Source organism: Actinosynnema sp. NPDC023658 (assembly GCF_040639995.1).
Lineage (GTDB): Bacteria > Actinomycetota > Actinomycetes > Mycobacteriales > Pseudonocardiaceae > Actinosynnema.
Genome location: NZ_JBFAAX010000127.1, coordinates 1 through 14,437, shown reverse-complemented (window position 1 = coordinate 14,437; position 14,437 = coordinate 1). Strand labels below are relative to the sequence as shown.

The following is a 14,437-nucleotide window of genomic DNA, read 5'->3' as shown; positions in this document are numbered from 1 at the left end:
CGACGTGCTGCTCACCCACTCGCCGCCGCTGGGCTGCGGTGACGGGCCGGACCCGCCGCACCGCGGGTTCGCGTGCCTGCACGACGCCGTGCGGCGGCTGCGGCCCCCGCTCCTGCTGCACGGCCACGTCCACCCGCACGGTGAGGTCAGGCCGGACCGCGTGCTCGGCACGACCCGCGTGGTGAACGTGGTGGGCTTCAAGGTGGTGGACATCCCGTCCCGGGTGCCGTGACAGGAGGAGCGCCGTGCGCCGTGACACCGGTTTCCCGCAGGCCGACGCGGAGAACGACTTCCTGCGCGCCCGCCGCCGCCAGGTGATGTCGCGGCTGGCGGCCTGGCTGCGCCGCGAGCCGGACGACGTGAACATCGTGCTGCCGTTCCACGAGGTGGTGGAGTCGCTGGGGCAGCTCGGCGAACGGCGGCTGGGGCTGCGGGTGATCCGCCTGGACTCGGTGGTCGGCAGCGTGGACCGGACCCGCGACTTCGACCGCCGGTTCCGGCCGACCTCGGCGCGGGTGCGGGAGCGGTGGCAGCGGTTGGCGCTGGCGCAGCGGCGCGGCGAGGCGGTGCCGCCGATCGACGTGTACCGGGTGGGTGACCTGCACTTCGTCGAGGACGGGCACCACCGGGTGTCGGTGGCGCACGCGCTGGGGCTGGAGGTGGTCGAGGCCTACGTGACGGAAGTCGTGACGCGGGTCGCGGCGCAGGGCATCCGGCACCGGGGCGACCTGATCGTGAAGGACTACCGGCGGTTGTTCCTGGAACGCGTGCCGCTGGACGGGCAGGCGCGGGCGGCCGTGCTGCTGTCGGACCCGTGGGAGTACGCCGAGCTGGGCGAGCACGTGGAGGCGTGGGGGTTCCGGCTGATGCAGGACGAGGGCGCGTTCCTGGACCGGGTCGCGGTCGCCCGGCGCTGGTTCGACGAGGAGTACCAGCCGGTGGTGGGGATGCTGCGGCAGGCGGACCTGGTGGGCGACCGCACCGAGACCGAGGCCTACCTGTGGGTCGCGGCCGAGCGCTACCGGCTGATCCGCACGCACCGGTGGGACCCCGAGGTCATCTCGGCGTTGCGGGAACGCCGGTGAGCCGCGGCTAGCGCTGGGCGTCGAGCTTGGGCAGCGGTCGGGCGCGGTCCATCACGCGGTCCGTGTAGCTGTCCAGCAGGCGCGTGGCGACCTGCTGGCCGTACCCGAGGATGACGGCCCAGAGCAGCAGGGCGGCCTGCGACGCGACGCCGATGAGGCCGGTGGTCACCCCTGCGCCGAGCGCCAGGATGCCGACCACCGCGAGCGCCGCGCCCAGCAGCACCTTGATCAGCGCCTGGTAGCCGACCATCACGTACGGCGAGAGGCTCGGGCGTCGCCGCAGGAGCAGGACGACCGCCGACAGCACCGCGCCGAACGCGCCGAGGACCTGGATCAGCCACAGGTCCGTCCCGGCCGCGGCCTTGCCCGACGGGCACACCGTCGGCAGCTTCTCCGAGCCGACGCACATCGGGATCAGGCCCGGTTCGACCAGGCCGACGACGCCGAACGCGGTGTTGACCACGAACAGCACCACGGACGTGGCGATGAGCTTGTTGCGCAGCGCCCTGGACCCGGCGTGGGCGAAGTCGGAGGCGTCGAACGCCGCCCGCAGCGCGTCGACGACCAGTTCCCGTTCGATGGCGAGGGGGTACTCGCCGGGCCTCATCTCCTCCAGCGCGACGCGGCGCGGGTCGTGCTCGTCGAGGTTCTCCGCGACCCGGGCCTTGAGGCCGGGCATCCGGCCGAGGAACCCGTTGCCCGCGGCCACGACCGCGATCTCGGCCTCGTGCAGCGACCGCCAGGCCCGTTCGATGTGCCAGCCGGACCACCACGACGCCACCGCACGCCACCGCGACTCGGTGCGGGTGATCATGTCCTCCACGACGGCGGCCTCCTGCTCGGCCACCGCCCGCCACTGGGTGCTCTCCGGGTCGAGCGGGTCCGGTGCCCCGAGCGCGGCGAGGTCGGCGCGGACGCGGTCCAGCCGCGACTGCACGACCAGCCGCCAGTCCGTGACCCGAGGTGTGCGCGCGCCCATGTCCAGCATCGTGACAGGCACGTCCGACCACCAGGCGATCACCCGAAGGGGTGGTGGACGGGGAAGGCACGATTCAGGGATCGGCAAACAGGTGAACCTCGGCGACGAGCGGGGAAGTGCCGGCTCGGAAGGCACTTCCCCGTTCTGCTCAGGCCGTGCGGACGGGGTCCACCAGCTCGCGCAGCCGCGGCGGCATCCGCTTCTCCAGGCCGAACGGTTCGAGGTGCGCCTGGAGGACGCCGTCGAACGCCCGCTTCACCGACGCGGTGTCCCAGGTGTCGCTCTCCAGGATCGGCTGCTTGAAGTACGGGTGGCCGACGAGGTGCAGCTGCCGGCCGTTGCACCGGACGATCTGGCCGGTGATGCCGCGCGCCGCGTCGCTGAGCAGGAAGAGCACGAGCGGCGCGACCTTGCCGGGGGTCCGGTCGGCCGGGATGGCCCGCAGCGACCGCTCCGACTTCCACACCATCCGGGTGTGGGCGACCGGGCAGACCGCGTTGACCCGGATGCCCTCGTCCTCCAGGTCGAGGGCCCACGAAGAGCTGAGCGACGCCACCGCCCCTTTGGTGGCCGAGTAGGCGGCGAGTCTGCGCTGCCCGAGAAACGCGCCTGACGAAATGTTGACGATCGATCCGGAGCCCTGCTCGCGCATCGCGCGCATCGCGGCCATTCCGGTGAATATGACACCCAGGAGGTTCACCTCCACGATCTGCCGGATCGATTCCGGTTCGTCCTCCCACGGCGCGGTCTCGTAGTTCAGCCCGGCGTTGTTGACCAGGCCGTCGACCCGGCCGTACTCCGCCAGGCACATTCCGACGATCTTCTCCGCCTCGCTGGGATCGGTCACCGTGTGCGTGCTCGCCACCGCGCGCCCGCCGTACGCCCGGATATGCTCGGCAACCTGTTCGGCCTGGTCAGCGTCGATGTCGTTGACCACGACCGACGCACCGGCCTGCGCGGCGTGCATCGCGTAGGCCTCGCCCAACCCTCGTCCCGCCCCGGTGATCACGACTGCTTTGCCGTCAAGAATCCCCATCTCGCGCTCTTCTCTGTGCTCGGTGGGCTCCCCTGCTCCGGCGCTTTACGGCCGGAGTCGTTCCCGCCTTCGACCAGCGTGGGGATCGGCAACAGGCGCAGCGCGACAATTGCGACGAGGTGCGTGTTTGCTGCGCTGAATGGCCCACGGAGTTCGTCCCCGCTGATGGTCCGGGCTGGTCGGCAGCTTCCCGTGGCCTCCGGTGGAGCGCCGTTGGGCTCGCGGGTAAAACGTGAAAAGCCGCCCCCGCCGGAACGGGAGCGGCCTTCGGCGGGTGCGCTCAGCCCCGGTAGGTGAGGTTGCGGCCCCCGGCCGGGTCGAACAGCTGCACCTTGTCCGCGTCGAACCAGATCTCGGCCGGTTCGCCCTCCACCGCGGTGGACGTGGCGGCGATGCGGGCGACCAGCGACACGCCGCCGCCGGGCACCTCGGCCGCGCCCGCGTCGGCGGCGAGCTCGGCCAGCTCCGCCGAGGTCGCCTGTTCGCCCTGGAGGCTGAAGTAGGCGAACTTGTCCGAGCCCATCGACTCCAGCACGTCCACGTGGTTGGTGAACGTGGCGCCCTTCGCGCGGACCGCGTCGTCCACCAGCCGGGCGTCCTCGAAGTGCTCGGGCCGCAGCCCCATGATCACCTCGCGGGGCGCTTCGGCGCCTTCGAGCAGCGCGCGCACCCGGTCGGTGAGCGGCACGTCGCCCAGCGCCGACCGCAGCACGCCGTTCTCCAGCGCGGCCGGCACGAAGTTCATCGCGGGCGAGCCGATGAACCCGGCGACGAACAGGTTGGCCGGGTTGTCGTAGAGGAACTGGGGTGCGCCGACCTGCTGCACCGCGCCGCCCCGCATCACCACGACCCGGTCCCCGAGGGTCATCGCCTCGGTCTGGTCGTGCGTGACGTACACGGTGGTCGTCCCGAGCTGCTTCTGCAGCCGCGACACCGACGTGCGCATCTGCACGCGCAGCTTGGCGTCCAGGTTGGACAGCGGCTCGTCCATCAGGAACGCCTTCGGGCTGCGCACGATCGCGCGCCCCATCGCGACCCGCTGCCGCTGCCCGCCGGACAGGTTGGACGGCTTGCGGTCCAGGTGCTGGGTCAGGTCGAGGATCTCGGCCGCGTCGCGGACCTTCTTCTCGACCGTCGCGTCGTCCACCTTGGCCAGCCGCAGCGGGAAGGCCATGTTCTCCTTCACCGTCATGTGCGGGTAGAGGGCGTAGGACTGGAACACCACGGCGATGTCGCGGTCCTTGGGCGCGCGCTCGTTGACCCGTTCGCCGCCGATGCGCAGCTCGCCGGACGTGATGTCCTCCAGGCCCGCGATCATGTTGAGGGTCGTGGACTTCCCGCAGCCGGACGGGCCGACCAGGATGATGAACTCGCCGTCCGCGATGTCGATGTCCACGTCCCGCACGGCCACCGCGCCGTCGGGGTACTGCTTGGTCACGCTGTCCAGAACGATCTCGGCCATTGCTTCACCCCTTGACGGCGCCGGAGGTCAACCCGGCGACGATCCGACGCTGGAAGAACAACACGAACAGGATGATCGGGATGGTGATCACCACCGCGGCGGCGGCGATCGACCCGGTCGGGTCCTCGAACTGCGAGCCGCCGGTGAAGAACGACAGCGCGACCGGCACCGTGCGGGACCTCTCGGTGGAGGTCAGCGAGATGGCGAACAGGAAGTCGTTCCAGCAGAAGATGAACACCAGGATCGCGGTGGTGAACACGCCGGGCGCGGCCAGCGGCGCGATGACCCGGCGGAACGCCTGGCCGGGCGTCGCGCCGTCCATCTTCGCGGCCTTCTCCAGCTCCCAGGGGATCTCCCGGAAGAACGCCGACAGCGTGTAGATCGCCAGCGGCAGCGCGAACGTGATGTAGGGCAGGATCAGGCCGGGCCAGGTGTCGAACAGCCCGAGGGACCGCTCGATCTCGAACAGCGGCGACACCAGGGAGATCTGCGGGAACATCGCGATCAGCAGCGACACCCCGACCAGCAGCCGCTTGCCGGGGAAGTCGAGGCGGGCGATCGCGTAGGCCGCCATCGTGCCGAACACGACCGCGACGGCCGTGGCGATCAGGGCGATGCCGATCGAGTTCACCAGCGCGCGCACGAACTCGGTGGTGGAGAAGATCGACCGGTAGTTCTCGAACGTCCACCGGCGCGGGATGAACTTGCCGTCGCCGAGGGTCTCCTTGGTCTTGAACGACAGCGACACGATCCACAGCACCGGCACCAGCGCGTACGCCACCACCAGCACGTTGAGGACGGTCCAGCGCGCCTTGCGGGCTCCCGTCACGGCCCCGCCGATGCCCGACATCAGCGCCTCCCCCCGTCGCCGCCGGGTGCGGCGGTGCCGAACAGCTTCACGAACACGAACGCGATGATCGCCACCGCGACGAAGATGAGCACCGACATGGTGGAGCCGATGCCCAGGTTCAGGCCCTTGATCAGGTTGTTGTAGGTCAGCATCGACACCGACGAGGTGCCCTGCGAGCCGGCCGTGAGCACGAACAGGTTGTCGAAGATGCGGAACGCGTCGAGGGTGCGGAACAGCAGCGCGACCAGGATCGCGGGCTTCATCACCGGCACCATCACCTTGGTGAACCGCTGCCAGGCGGACGCGCCGTCCATCGCGGCGGCCTTGAGCAGGTCGTCCGGCACCAGCGCCAGGCCCGCCATGAGCAGCAGCGCCATGAACGGCGTGGTCTTCCAGATCTCGGCCAGCGTCACGACCATGATCGCCGGGATCTTCTGGGTGAGCACCGGCTCGCCGCCCGCGATCGTCTCGGCCAGGTAGCCGGTGCCGGGCGTCCACGCGTAGCGCCAGGAGAAGGCGGCCACGACCGTGACGATGCCGTACGGGATGAGCGTGGACGTGCGCACGATGCCCCGGCCGACGAGGGTGCGGTGCATGATCAGGGCCAGCGCCATGCCCAGCACCAGCTCGACCGCGACCGACACCACCGTGATGAGCACCGTCACCCACATGGCGTTCCACCAATAGGGGTTGGTGAGCACGGTGACGTAGTTGTCGAGGCCGACGAACTCGGTCCGATCGGGGAACTTCAGGTCGTAGCGCTGGAGCGACAGCCACAGCGAGTACAGGATCGGCCAGCCGGCGACCGCGGCCATGATGACGATCGCGGGCGCGCACAGCAGCAGGCCGAGCCGCCGTTCGGCCTTCTTGCCCTCGCTCAGCGCGGCCCTGGCCTTCGGTGACGGCGTCGGCTCACCGGGGGTGGCGGCCGGTCCGGTGCGGTCCACCGCGTGGCTCACGGCAGCACCCCCTTCGAGTCGAGCGCGTCCTGCAACCCCGTGCGCAGCCGGTCGGCCGTGCCCCGGGGGTCGATGTCCGCCGGGGGCGACAGGATCGTGGAGATGACGGTGGAGACGTTCTGGTACGCGGGCGTCACCGGGCGGGAGCTCGCGTTCTTCAGCGTCTCCAGGATCGCTTCCTTCATCGGGTAAGGCTCGGCCATCTCCGGGTCCTCGTAGACGGACTCGATGGTGGGCGGCACGCCGTCGTTGATGGCGGCGAACTTCTGGTTCTCCGCGCTGCGCAGGCACAGCACCGCGTCGAACGACTCCTCGGCGTGCTCGGTGAAGGCGCTGACGCCGTAGTTGATGCCGCCGACGGTGACCTTCGCGGCGCCGCCGTCGACCGACGGGTAGGGCGCCCACTTGAGGTTCTTCGCGAGGTCCGGCTTGGCCTGCGCGGCGGCGTAGACGTAGGGCCAGTTCAGCTGGAACGCGGCCTTGCCGTTCTCCATGGACAGGCGGGCGTCGTCCTCGACGGCGTTGGAGAACGACGGGTCGACGACGTCGGAGTCGGCGAACTCCTCCAGCACCTCCAGGGCCTTGACCGCGCCGTCGTCCACGACGGCCTTGGTGCCGCTCTCGTCGAGGATCCGCCCGCCCGTGGAGTTGACCAGGGTGTTGTAGAGGACGACGAGGCCCTCGTACTGCTTGCCCTGGGCGGCGACGAGGCCGGGGGTCCGGTCGTCGCCGTCGTTCTGCAACCGGGAACCCATCTCGATCATCTCGTGCCAGGTCTTCGGCGGTGTCGGCACCAGGTCGCCGCGGTACCAGAGGAGCTGCACGTTCGTGTTGTCCGGCGCCCCGTACAGCCTGCCCTCATAGCGGGCGGTCTCCAGCGGCGTCTCCAGCGTGCCGTCCTCGACCCGCGACTTGGCCTCGCCGGTGAACTCCTTGATCCAGCCCGCCTCGGCCAGCTCCGCGGTCCAGGTGACGTCGAGGGCGAGCACGTCCATGCCCGTGTCGCCGGCGGCGAGCCTGCGGACCATCTGCTCGCGCTGGCCGTCCGCCTCGCGCGGCAGCTTGTGGTACTCGATCCGGTAGCCGTCGGCCTGCGCGTTGCACTTGTCGACGATCTTCTGGAAGTTCTGCTGCGGGTACTTGTAGACGTTGATGGTGATCCCGCCGTCACCCGAACCACAGCCCGCCAGCACGGACGACGCGATCAGCGCGGCGCCCCCCGCTGCGGCCAACCGATGACCCTTGCCCCTCATCGGTCCTGCCTCCTTCCCGACAACGGAGGAGCCAGACCGCGACGCCCGGCACCTCGTCGTGCCCACCGGTCGACCGGGTCGACCGGTGGAACGAACGTAAGCCCGGCGATCAGGTGCCGCAAACCACCGGGGCCCGGAACCGCGTTACCCGGGAAGGGGTGCCGTCAAACCTCAGTCTTTGCCCGTTTTGCCCGCATCCGAGGGTCGGAGGGCGAGCTTGGCGAGCAGGTCGCGCCCGCGTTCGGCGGAACGCGGTTGGCACAGGACGTCGTAACGGCCCGCGACGAGCTGGCTGGCGCTCTGGAAGTCGCGCTTGCCGCGCGCCGAGCCGTAGCCGACGGCGGCGAAGATGAGGCCGAAGGCGATGCCGACCACCAGACCGGCGACGATGGGGCCGAGGCTCGTGCCGGGACTGGTGTTGAACAGGCTGAGCAGGACGCCGACGAACAGGCCGAACCAGGCGCCCGAGGCCGCGCCGGTGCCCAGCACGCGGCCCCAGGTGAGGCGACCGGTGACCCGTTCGACCAGCATGAGGTCGACGCCGACGATCGTCACCTCCTGGACGGGGAACTCGCCGTCGGCCAGGAAGTCGACCGCCCGCTGGGCCTCCTCGTACGTGCCGTACGACCCGATGGGCCAGCCGGTGGGCGGGGTGGGCAGGCGGGGAGGCACCCCGGGTCGGTTCTGGCCGGAGAAGGAACTCGTCACGGTGACCACCTCTTCGCGGTGCTGATCACCCCATCCTGCCAATACCGGGCGACCCGCGCGAAACGGGTGGACCGGAAACTGACGCGAACGTGATGTGCGCCGGGGCCGCGCCCCGGGACGGCCCGCCCGGACGACCCGCCCGGACGGGTGTACCCGCCGGTCAGCCGCGGGACTGGTAGTCGCGCAGGAGGCCGCGGCTGATGATGGTCTTCTGGATCTCGCTGGTGCCCTCCCCGATCAGCAGGAACGGGGCCTCGCGCATCAGGCGCTCGATCTCGTACTCCTTGGAGTAGCCGTAGCCGCCGTGGATGCGGAACGCCTCCTGCGTCACCTCGGCGCAGTACTCGGAGGCGATGAGCTTGGCCATGCCCGCCTCGACGTCGTTGCGCGCGCCGGAGTCCTTGAGCCGGGCCGCGTTGACCATCATCAGGTGGGCGGCCTCGACCTTGGTCGCCATCTCGGCCAGCTTGAACGCGATGGCCTGGTGCTCCGCGATGGGCTTGCCGAACGTCTTGCGCTGCTGCGCGTACTCGATGGCCAGCTCGAAGGACCGCAGCGCGATGCCGCACGCCCGCGCCGCCACGTTGACCCGGCCGACCTCGACGCCGTCCATCATGTGCCGGAACCCCCGGCCGGTCCGGCCGCCGAGCACCTGCTCCGCCGGGATCCGGAAGCCGTCGAACACCATCTCGGTGGTGTCGACGCCCTTGTACCCCATCTTGTCGATCTTGCCGGGGATGGTGAGGCCGGGCGCGACCTCGCCGTAGCCCTCGGGCTTCTCCACCAGGAACGTGGTGAGGTTCCGGTGCGCCTTCTCGGCGCCCTCGTCGGTCTTCACCAGCACGGCGGTGAGGTTGGACGTGCCGCCGTTGGTCAGCCACATCTTCTGGCCGTTCACGACGAAGTCGTCGCCCTCGCGCACGGCGCGCGTGCGGATCGCCGCGACGTCGGAGCCGAGCTCCGGCTCGGACATGGAGAACGAGCCGCGCACCTCGCCGGTCGCCATCCGCGGCAGGTACTTCCGCTGCTGCTCGGGCGTGCCGTGCTGCTTGAGCATGTGCGCGACGATGAAGTGGGTGTTGATCACACCGGACACCGACATCCAGCCGCGCGCGATCTGCTCGACCACCAGGGCGTAGGTGAGCAGCGACTCGCCCAGCCCGCCGAACTCCTCGGGGATGGTGAGCCCGAACAGGCCCATCTCCTTCATGCCCTCGACGATGTCGGCGGGGTAGGTGTCGCCGTGCTCCAGCGCCTGGGCGTGCGGGATGATCTCCTTGTCCACGAAGGTGCGGACGGTCGAGAGGATCTCCTCCTGGACGTCGGTCAGTCCTGCGGTCCGGGCCAGGCGAGCCATCGCGTTTCCCTTCGTAGCACTCGGGTTACCGGCGAGTATGGACCGGTTAACGGCCGTTCGCGCCACAAGAGTGCTCTGCACCACGCGCTGAACCGAAACAGCCCGTGCGGAGCCGGTCAGGACGCGCGCAGCTCCAGTTCGCCACCGCAGTGCCGGCACACGTCCGCGAACACGTGCACGTCCTCGGCGCAGGCGGGACAGCGCCGGAAGCTGCGCTCCAACAGGTCGTCGCGGCGGCGCTGGAAGGGCCACCGGCGAGGGGTTCGGTGTCTGGACACGCCGACCACCATGCACACGCCGCACCCCGTGATCGCCAATCCCGAGCGCCGCTTGTGTCGATCCTCACCGGCGGGGTCACCAGGCCGTGACCCCACCGGCACCGGACGTCACTCCTCGAAGGTCCGCAGCCAGGCGTCCAGGTGCGGGCACCGCGCTCGCAGGGGTGTGAGTCCCAGGTCCTCGACAGCCAGCGGACCGTCGACCGTCTTGACGTATCCCGGGCAGTAGTCGAGCAGGCGCTTCGAGGGCGCGGTGGCAGGTCCGTCGTTGACCAACTCGGGGCCGCCGGCGGCACGAACGTCGTCGTGGAGCCGCCCGGCGAGTTCCGGTCCCAGGAGCTGGCCCAGTTGGTCCGCGGCGGCGAACACCCAGGCCTCGAGCTCGTGGATCACCAGGTTGGGCCGGAACCGCGGGTCGTCGACCGCGGCCGCCAGGCAGCGCTCGACGTGTTCGACCTGCCGGTAGACGTCGCCGGACGGGCGGTCGGCCATGCCGGGGCAGTCCGCCGGGAACGCGTAGTAGTCGAACAGCGTGGTGAGCACGTCGAAGCTGGTGTCGTTCAGCAGCAGCCGGATGTCCCGCTGGACCTGCCGCCAGCCGGTGATGCCGCCCTTGTGCGACGGACCCGCCGCCGGCCTCTTCGTCTTGATCAGCGACAGGCTGGTGACCCAGCCGAGCCCTTCGAGGTGGGGGCGGATGACGGAGTCGGCCACGACCTCCTCGGTCTGCCCCTCGACCAGCAGGTGGACCCGCCGGAAGCCACCGGTCACGTCTGCCCGCCCGGCCTGCCCCCGATCAGGTTCTTCTCCCACAGCTCGCCCAGCGAGTACTCGTCCAACCACGCGGCGAGCCTCTCGCGATCCGGGCGGGTGAACGTGGAGGCGCCGTCGACCCGCTCGACCACGATCAGGTCGTCGATGTCGAACTGGTTCATCAGGGTGACCGACTGGGTGGCGACGAGCACCTGGCTGCGCGCGGACGCCTGCCGCAGCAGACCGGCCAACTGCACGACGGCGTAGGGGTGCAGCCCGAGCTCCGGCTCGTCCAGCACCACCAGTGACGGCAGTCGCGGGTGCAGCAGCAGTGTCGCCAGGCAGATGAAGCGGAGCGTGCCGTCGGACAGCTGGTCGGCGGAGAACACGGTGTCCGAGCCCTGCTGCCGCCACCTGAGCCTGAGCCGGTCGTTCTTCTCGGGGTGCAGGACGAAGTCCCGGAAGAAGGGCGCGACCTGTCGGATCACGCCGACGATCCGCCGGTAGGCCGCCTGGTGCGCCTTGTCGTCGCTGTCGGAGAGCGCGAGGAGGACGGCTGCGAGGTTGCCCGCGTCGTTGTGCAGCGCCAAGTTGTCCGCGGTGGGCACCAACCGCTTGACCGGTGCGTTCCGGCTGGTGTCGTGGAAGTGGTAGACCCGGCAGCCGCGCAGCAGGTCGACCACGCCGGCCGCGACACCGTCACCCGCCAGGCCGGTGAGCTCGTGCAGCCGAGTCTCCCTGCCGCCACGACTGGGCACCACCTGGTACGGCCGGGACAACCGGCGGATCTCTTCGCGCCCGAAGATCAGTTCATCGTTGCTCGCCGGCACGAGCACGGCTTCGTAGCCGTTGGGGGGTGCCTCCAGGTTCACCCGCAACCTGGCAGTGCTGGGATCGCTGTTGAGCAGCGCCGACGCGCCGCCGTTCAGGCCGACGAAGTAGCCCAGGTCCGATTCGACCAGCCGGCCGAGCAGCTCGAACACGCGCACGAAGTTGCTCTTGCCCGCGCCGTTCGCGCCGATCAGGACGTTCAACCGGCCGAGCGACACCGAGGCCGAGCGGATGGAGGCGTACCCCTCCACGTCGATCGACTTCAGCTCCCGGTCGGCCACGCGATCACTCTACGGCCACGCGCCGACCGGGAGTCCGGCGAAATCACTCCTCCGGCGGCGACCACACGTTCGTGCGGGACATGCCGGCGGCACGGCCCTTGGACGAGATCACCAGCGCCATCTTGCGGGAGGCCTCGTCGATCATCTCGTCACCGAGCATCACGGCGCCGCGCTTGCCGCCCGCCTCGGACGTGAAGTAGTCGTAGGCGTCGAGGATGTTCTCGGCGTGGTCGTAGTCGTCCTGCTTGGGGCTGTAGACCTCGTTCGCCGCGTCGATCTGGCCGGGGTGCAGCACCCACTTGCCGTCGAAGCCCAGCGCGGCCGAGCGGCCGGCCACCCGCTTGAACCCCTCGACGTCGCGGATCTGCAGGTACGGGCCGTCGATGGCCTGCTTGTCGTGCGCGCGGGCGGCCATGAGGATCTGCATCAGGATGTAGTGGTAGGCGTCCCCGACGTCGTAGCCGGGCGGCTGCTCGCCCACGACCAGCGACTTCATGTTGATCGACGCCATGAAGTCGGCCGGGCCGAAGATGATCGTCTCCACCCGCGGCGAGGCGGTGGCGATCGCGTTCACGTTGGTCAGGCCCAGGGCGTTCTCGATCTGCGCCTCGATGCCGATGCGGCCGATCTCGTAGCCCATGGTCTTCTCGATCTGGGTGAGCAGCAGGTCCAGCGCGTGCACCTGCTCCGCGGTCTGCACCTTGGGCAGCATGACGCAGTCGAGGTTCGCGCCCGCGCCCTCGACGACCTCGGTGACGTCGCGGTAGGTCCACTCGGTCGTCCAGTCGTTGACCCGGACCACGCGGGCCTTCGAACCCCAGCCGCCCTCGTTCAACGAGGCCACGATGGTCTTGCGCGCGTCCGGCTTGGCCAGCGGCGCGCACGCGTCCTCCAGGTCGAGGAACACCTGGTCCGCGGGCAGCGTGCGGGCCTTGTCGATCATCTTCTGGCTCGATCCGGGCACGGCCAGACACGAGCGACGGGGACGCTGCTGGTCGACCACTGGGGTACCTCCTCGTACCGGCCGGTAACTACTGACGTGCGAAGGGTGGCACGCACGCGTACCGCCCGCTATTTCGTGAGTCCCGGCTCACAGGCACGTGGCAGGCTGAACCGGTGGAGATCGAGCAGGTGCTGGACAACGCGCTGCGCAAGGCGGCGGCGATCTGGGTGAGGCCCGACGGCCACGAGCCGCGGCTGGTGTGGGCGCTGTGGCGGGACGGCGCGGTGCTGGTGGCGGTCGGCGGCACGGAGCAGGAGGTGCCGGGCCTGGTCGACGGCGTCGCGTGCACGGTGACCGTCCGCTCCCCCACCACGCACTCCCACCTGGTGGACGCGCCCGCGACGGCCCGCCTCGCGCGGCTGGACGACGAGTCGGCGGCGGCGTTGCGGGCGGCCCGCCTCAACGGCCGGCCGGAGTGGCACTCGGTCTACCGGCTGGAGCTCGCGTGATCACGGTCCCCGACGACTTCGGCGCCATCCTGGGCGAGGAGGCGCTGGAGTGGCGGGCCACCCTGCCCGCCCTGGCCACGAAGTTCTGCGCCCGCTGGCGCCTCACCCCGGACGGCGACCTGCTCAGCGGTGCGGTGGCCGTCGTGCTGCCGGTGCGCCGGGCCGACGGCCACCCGGCCGTGCTCAAGCTGACCTGGTTGGACGAGGAGACCCGCCAGGAGCCGTCGGCACTGCGGGCGTGGCGCGGCGAGGGGGTCGTGGCGCTGCTGGACCACGACGCCGAGCACGGCGCGCTGCTGCTGGAACGCCTCGACCACACCCGGTCGCTCGACGACGCGCCCATCGAGGAGGCGCTGGCCGTCACGGGTGGGCTGCTGCGCCGCCTGCGCGTCCCGGCCGGACCGGAGTTCCGCCGCCACGAGGCGCCCGACCTGGTCGCGGAGAACGACGCCCTGGGCGGTCCGCTGCCCGACGGGCTCGTCCGGCAGGCCGCGGAGCTGGGCCGCGACCTCGCCGCCGACGCCGGCCACACCCTCGTCAACCAGGACCTGCACTACGAGAACGTGCTGCGCGGCGAGCGCGAGCCGTGGGTGATGATCGACCCGAAACCGCTGTCCGGCGACCCCGAGTTCGCCGTGATCCCGTTGCTGTGGAACAGGTTCCGGGAGATGGACGGCGAACGCGGCCTGCGCGACCGGTTCGCCGCGGTGTGCGACATCGGTGAGCTGGACGTCGAGCGGGCCCGCGCCTGGACGTTCTGCCGCGCGGTCGACACCTGGCTGTGGTGCCTGGACGGGGACCGGGACCGGATGGCCCACGCCGTCGAGGCGATCAGCCACGCGTTCCGGTCCGGCCCGTGACGGGCGGCCTGGTCGTCCACAGTGGAACGCAGCGGTGGGGCGGTCGGCGGACTAACCTGATCACGTGGTCGCCTTGAACCGGGTCTTCGCCGCTCAGCTCGCCGGCCTGCCCGTGTTCGGGCCGGACGGCGAGTCCATCGGCAAGGTCCGCGACCTGGTCATCGGCCTGCGCGTCGACCGCCAGCCGCCGCGGGTGCCCTCCCGCTTCCGCCACCTCAGGCCGGGATGAACAGGTAGTTCCGGACGCGGTCGTCGATCCGGTCGACCCGCCGCCACGTGTTGCGGTGCCAGGC

Annotated in this window: 15 protein-coding genes and 2 pseudogenes; 5 read left to right on the top strand and 12 right to left on the bottom strand. The window is 70.5% G+C overall.

Going from position 1 to position 14,437, the window contains the following annotated elements; translation table 11 throughout:
• Together AB0G02_RS16485 and AB0G02_RS16480 are read left to right on the top strand one after the other, a co-directional pair.
• A pseudogene (locus tag AB0G02_RS16485) lies at positions 1 to 232 on the top strand (metallophosphoesterase); the annotation flags it as partial.
• A gap of 13 nt (positions 233 to 245) precedes the next feature.
• Positions 246 to 1,085: a chromosome partitioning protein ParB gene (locus AB0G02_RS16480; RefSeq protein WP_360794520.1), complete on the top strand. Its 840-nt coding sequence runs from the start codon at positions 246 to 248 to the stop codon at positions 1,083 to 1,085.
• A 7-nt stretch (positions 1,086 to 1,092) separates the two neighbouring features.
• Here AB0G02_RS16480 and AB0G02_RS16475 read toward each other — a convergent pair whose 3' ends face one another.
• The 12 genes from AB0G02_RS16475 to AB0G02_RS16420 form a co-directional block, all read right to left on the bottom strand.
• Entirely contained in the window at positions 1,093 to 2,085 is a 993-nt protein-coding gene (locus AB0G02_RS16475; RefSeq protein ID WP_360794518.1) for a hypothetical protein, read from the bottom strand.
• Positions 2,086 to 2,212: 127 nt separating this feature from the next.
• Positions 2,213 to 3,100 (bottom strand): SDR family oxidoreductase, encoded by an 888-nt coding sequence (locus AB0G02_RS16470; RefSeq protein WP_360794516.1) that lies wholly within the window; start codon positions 3,098 to 3,100, stop codon positions 2,213 to 2,215.
• Between the two features lie 280 nt (positions 3,101 to 3,380).
• Positions 3,381 to 4,562 (bottom strand): sn-glycerol-3-phosphate ABC transporter ATP-binding protein UgpC, encoded by a 1,182-nt coding sequence (gene ugpC, locus AB0G02_RS16465; protein WP_360794514.1) that lies wholly within the window; start codon positions 4,560 to 4,562, stop codon positions 3,381 to 3,383.
• A gap of 4 nt (positions 4,563 to 4,566) precedes the next feature.
• On the bottom strand, positions 4,567 to 5,412 hold the full coding sequence (locus AB0G02_RS16460) for a carbohydrate ABC transporter permease (RefSeq protein ID WP_360794512.1): 846 nt from the start codon (positions 5,410 to 5,412) through the stop codon (positions 4,567 to 4,569).
• On the bottom strand, positions 5,412 to 6,293 hold the full coding sequence (locus tag AB0G02_RS16455) for a sugar ABC transporter permease (protein ID WP_360794522.1): 882 nt from the start codon (positions 6,291 to 6,293) through the stop codon (positions 5,412 to 5,414). The genes AB0G02_RS16460 and AB0G02_RS16455 overlap by 1 nt, the downstream gene beginning before the upstream one ends.
• A gap of 74 nt (positions 6,294 to 6,367) precedes the next feature.
• Positions 6,368 to 7,603 carry an ABC transporter substrate-binding protein gene (locus AB0G02_RS16450; protein WP_360794510.1) on the bottom strand — a complete coding sequence of 412 codons (1,236 nt, stop codon included), beginning with the start codon at positions 7,601 to 7,603 and terminating at the stop codon, positions 6,368 to 6,370.
• A 192-nt stretch (positions 7,604 to 7,795) separates the two neighbouring features.
• The gene (locus AB0G02_RS16445; protein WP_360794508.1) at positions 7,796 to 8,341 is read right to left on the bottom strand and encodes a general stress protein; all 546 of its coding nucleotides are present in this window, start codon (positions 8,339 to 8,341) and stop codon (positions 7,796 to 7,798) included.
• Between the two features lie 151 nt (positions 8,342 to 8,492).
• Complete coding sequence (locus AB0G02_RS16440) at positions 8,493 to 9,689, bottom strand: acyl-CoA dehydrogenase family protein (RefSeq protein WP_360794507.1); 1,197 nt, start codon at positions 9,687 to 9,689, stop codon at positions 8,493 to 8,495.
• Between the two features lie 116 nt (positions 9,690 to 9,805).
• Positions 9,806 to 9,967, bottom strand: coding sequence for a hypothetical protein (locus AB0G02_RS16435; RefSeq protein WP_360794505.1), 162 nt, complete (start codon positions 9,965 to 9,967; stop codon positions 9,806 to 9,808).
• Positions 9,968 to 10,075: 108 nt separating this feature from the next.
• Positions 10,076 to 10,738, bottom strand: coding sequence for a DUF4276 family protein (locus AB0G02_RS16430; RefSeq protein WP_360794503.1), 663 nt, complete (start codon positions 10,736 to 10,738; stop codon positions 10,076 to 10,078).
• Positions 10,735 to 11,832, bottom strand: coding sequence for an AAA family ATPase (locus AB0G02_RS16425; RefSeq protein ID WP_360794501.1), 1,098 nt, complete (start codon positions 11,830 to 11,832; stop codon positions 10,735 to 10,737). The genes AB0G02_RS16430 and AB0G02_RS16425 overlap by 4 nt, the downstream gene beginning before the upstream one ends.
• Before the next feature lie 43 nt (positions 11,833 to 11,875).
• The gene (locus tag AB0G02_RS16420) at positions 11,876 to 12,835 is read right to left on the bottom strand and encodes a CoA ester lyase (RefSeq protein ID WP_360794500.1); all 960 of its coding nucleotides are present in this window, start codon (positions 12,833 to 12,835) and stop codon (positions 11,876 to 11,878) included.
• 113 nt (positions 12,836 to 12,948) lie between these two features.
• On the opposite strand from AB0G02_RS16420, the gene AB0G02_RS16415 reads away from it, so the two are divergent.
• The 3 genes and pseudogenes from AB0G02_RS16415 to AB0G02_RS16405 form a co-directional block, all read left to right on the top strand.
• Entirely contained in the window at positions 12,949 to 13,284 is a 336-nt protein-coding gene (locus tag AB0G02_RS16415; RefSeq protein ID WP_360794498.1) for a hypothetical protein, read from the top strand.
• The gene (locus tag AB0G02_RS16410; RefSeq protein ID WP_360794496.1) at positions 13,281 to 14,144 is read left to right on the top strand and encodes an aminoglycoside phosphotransferase family protein; all 864 of its coding nucleotides are present in this window, start codon (positions 13,281 to 13,283) and stop codon (positions 14,142 to 14,144) included. Before AB0G02_RS16415 ends, AB0G02_RS16410 begins: the two co-directional genes overlap by 4 nt.
• Before the next feature lie 64 nt (positions 14,145 to 14,208).
• Positions 14,209 to 14,340, top strand: a pseudogene (locus tag AB0G02_RS16405) (PRC-barrel domain-containing protein); the annotation flags it as partial.
• Positions 14,341 to 14,437: the final 97 nt, after the last annotated feature.

Excerpts from the sequence above, each read along its gene's own strand:
- AB0G02_RS16470 (WP_360794516.1), bottom strand. The coding sequence starts at position 3,100 with ATGGGGATTCTTGACGGCAAAGCAGTCGTGATCACCGGGGCGGGACGA.
- ugpC (WP_360794514.1), bottom strand. The coding sequence starts at position 4,562 with ATGGCCGAGATCGTTCTGGACAGCGTGACCAAGCAGTACCCCGACGGC.
- AB0G02_RS16460 (WP_360794512.1), bottom strand. The coding sequence starts at position 5,412 with ATGTCGGGCATCGGCGGGGCCGTGACGGGAGCCCGCAAGGCGCGCTGG.
- AB0G02_RS16440 (WP_360794507.1), bottom strand. The coding sequence starts at position 9,689 with ATGGCTCGCCTGGCCCGGACCGCAGGACTGACCGACGTCCAGGAGGAG.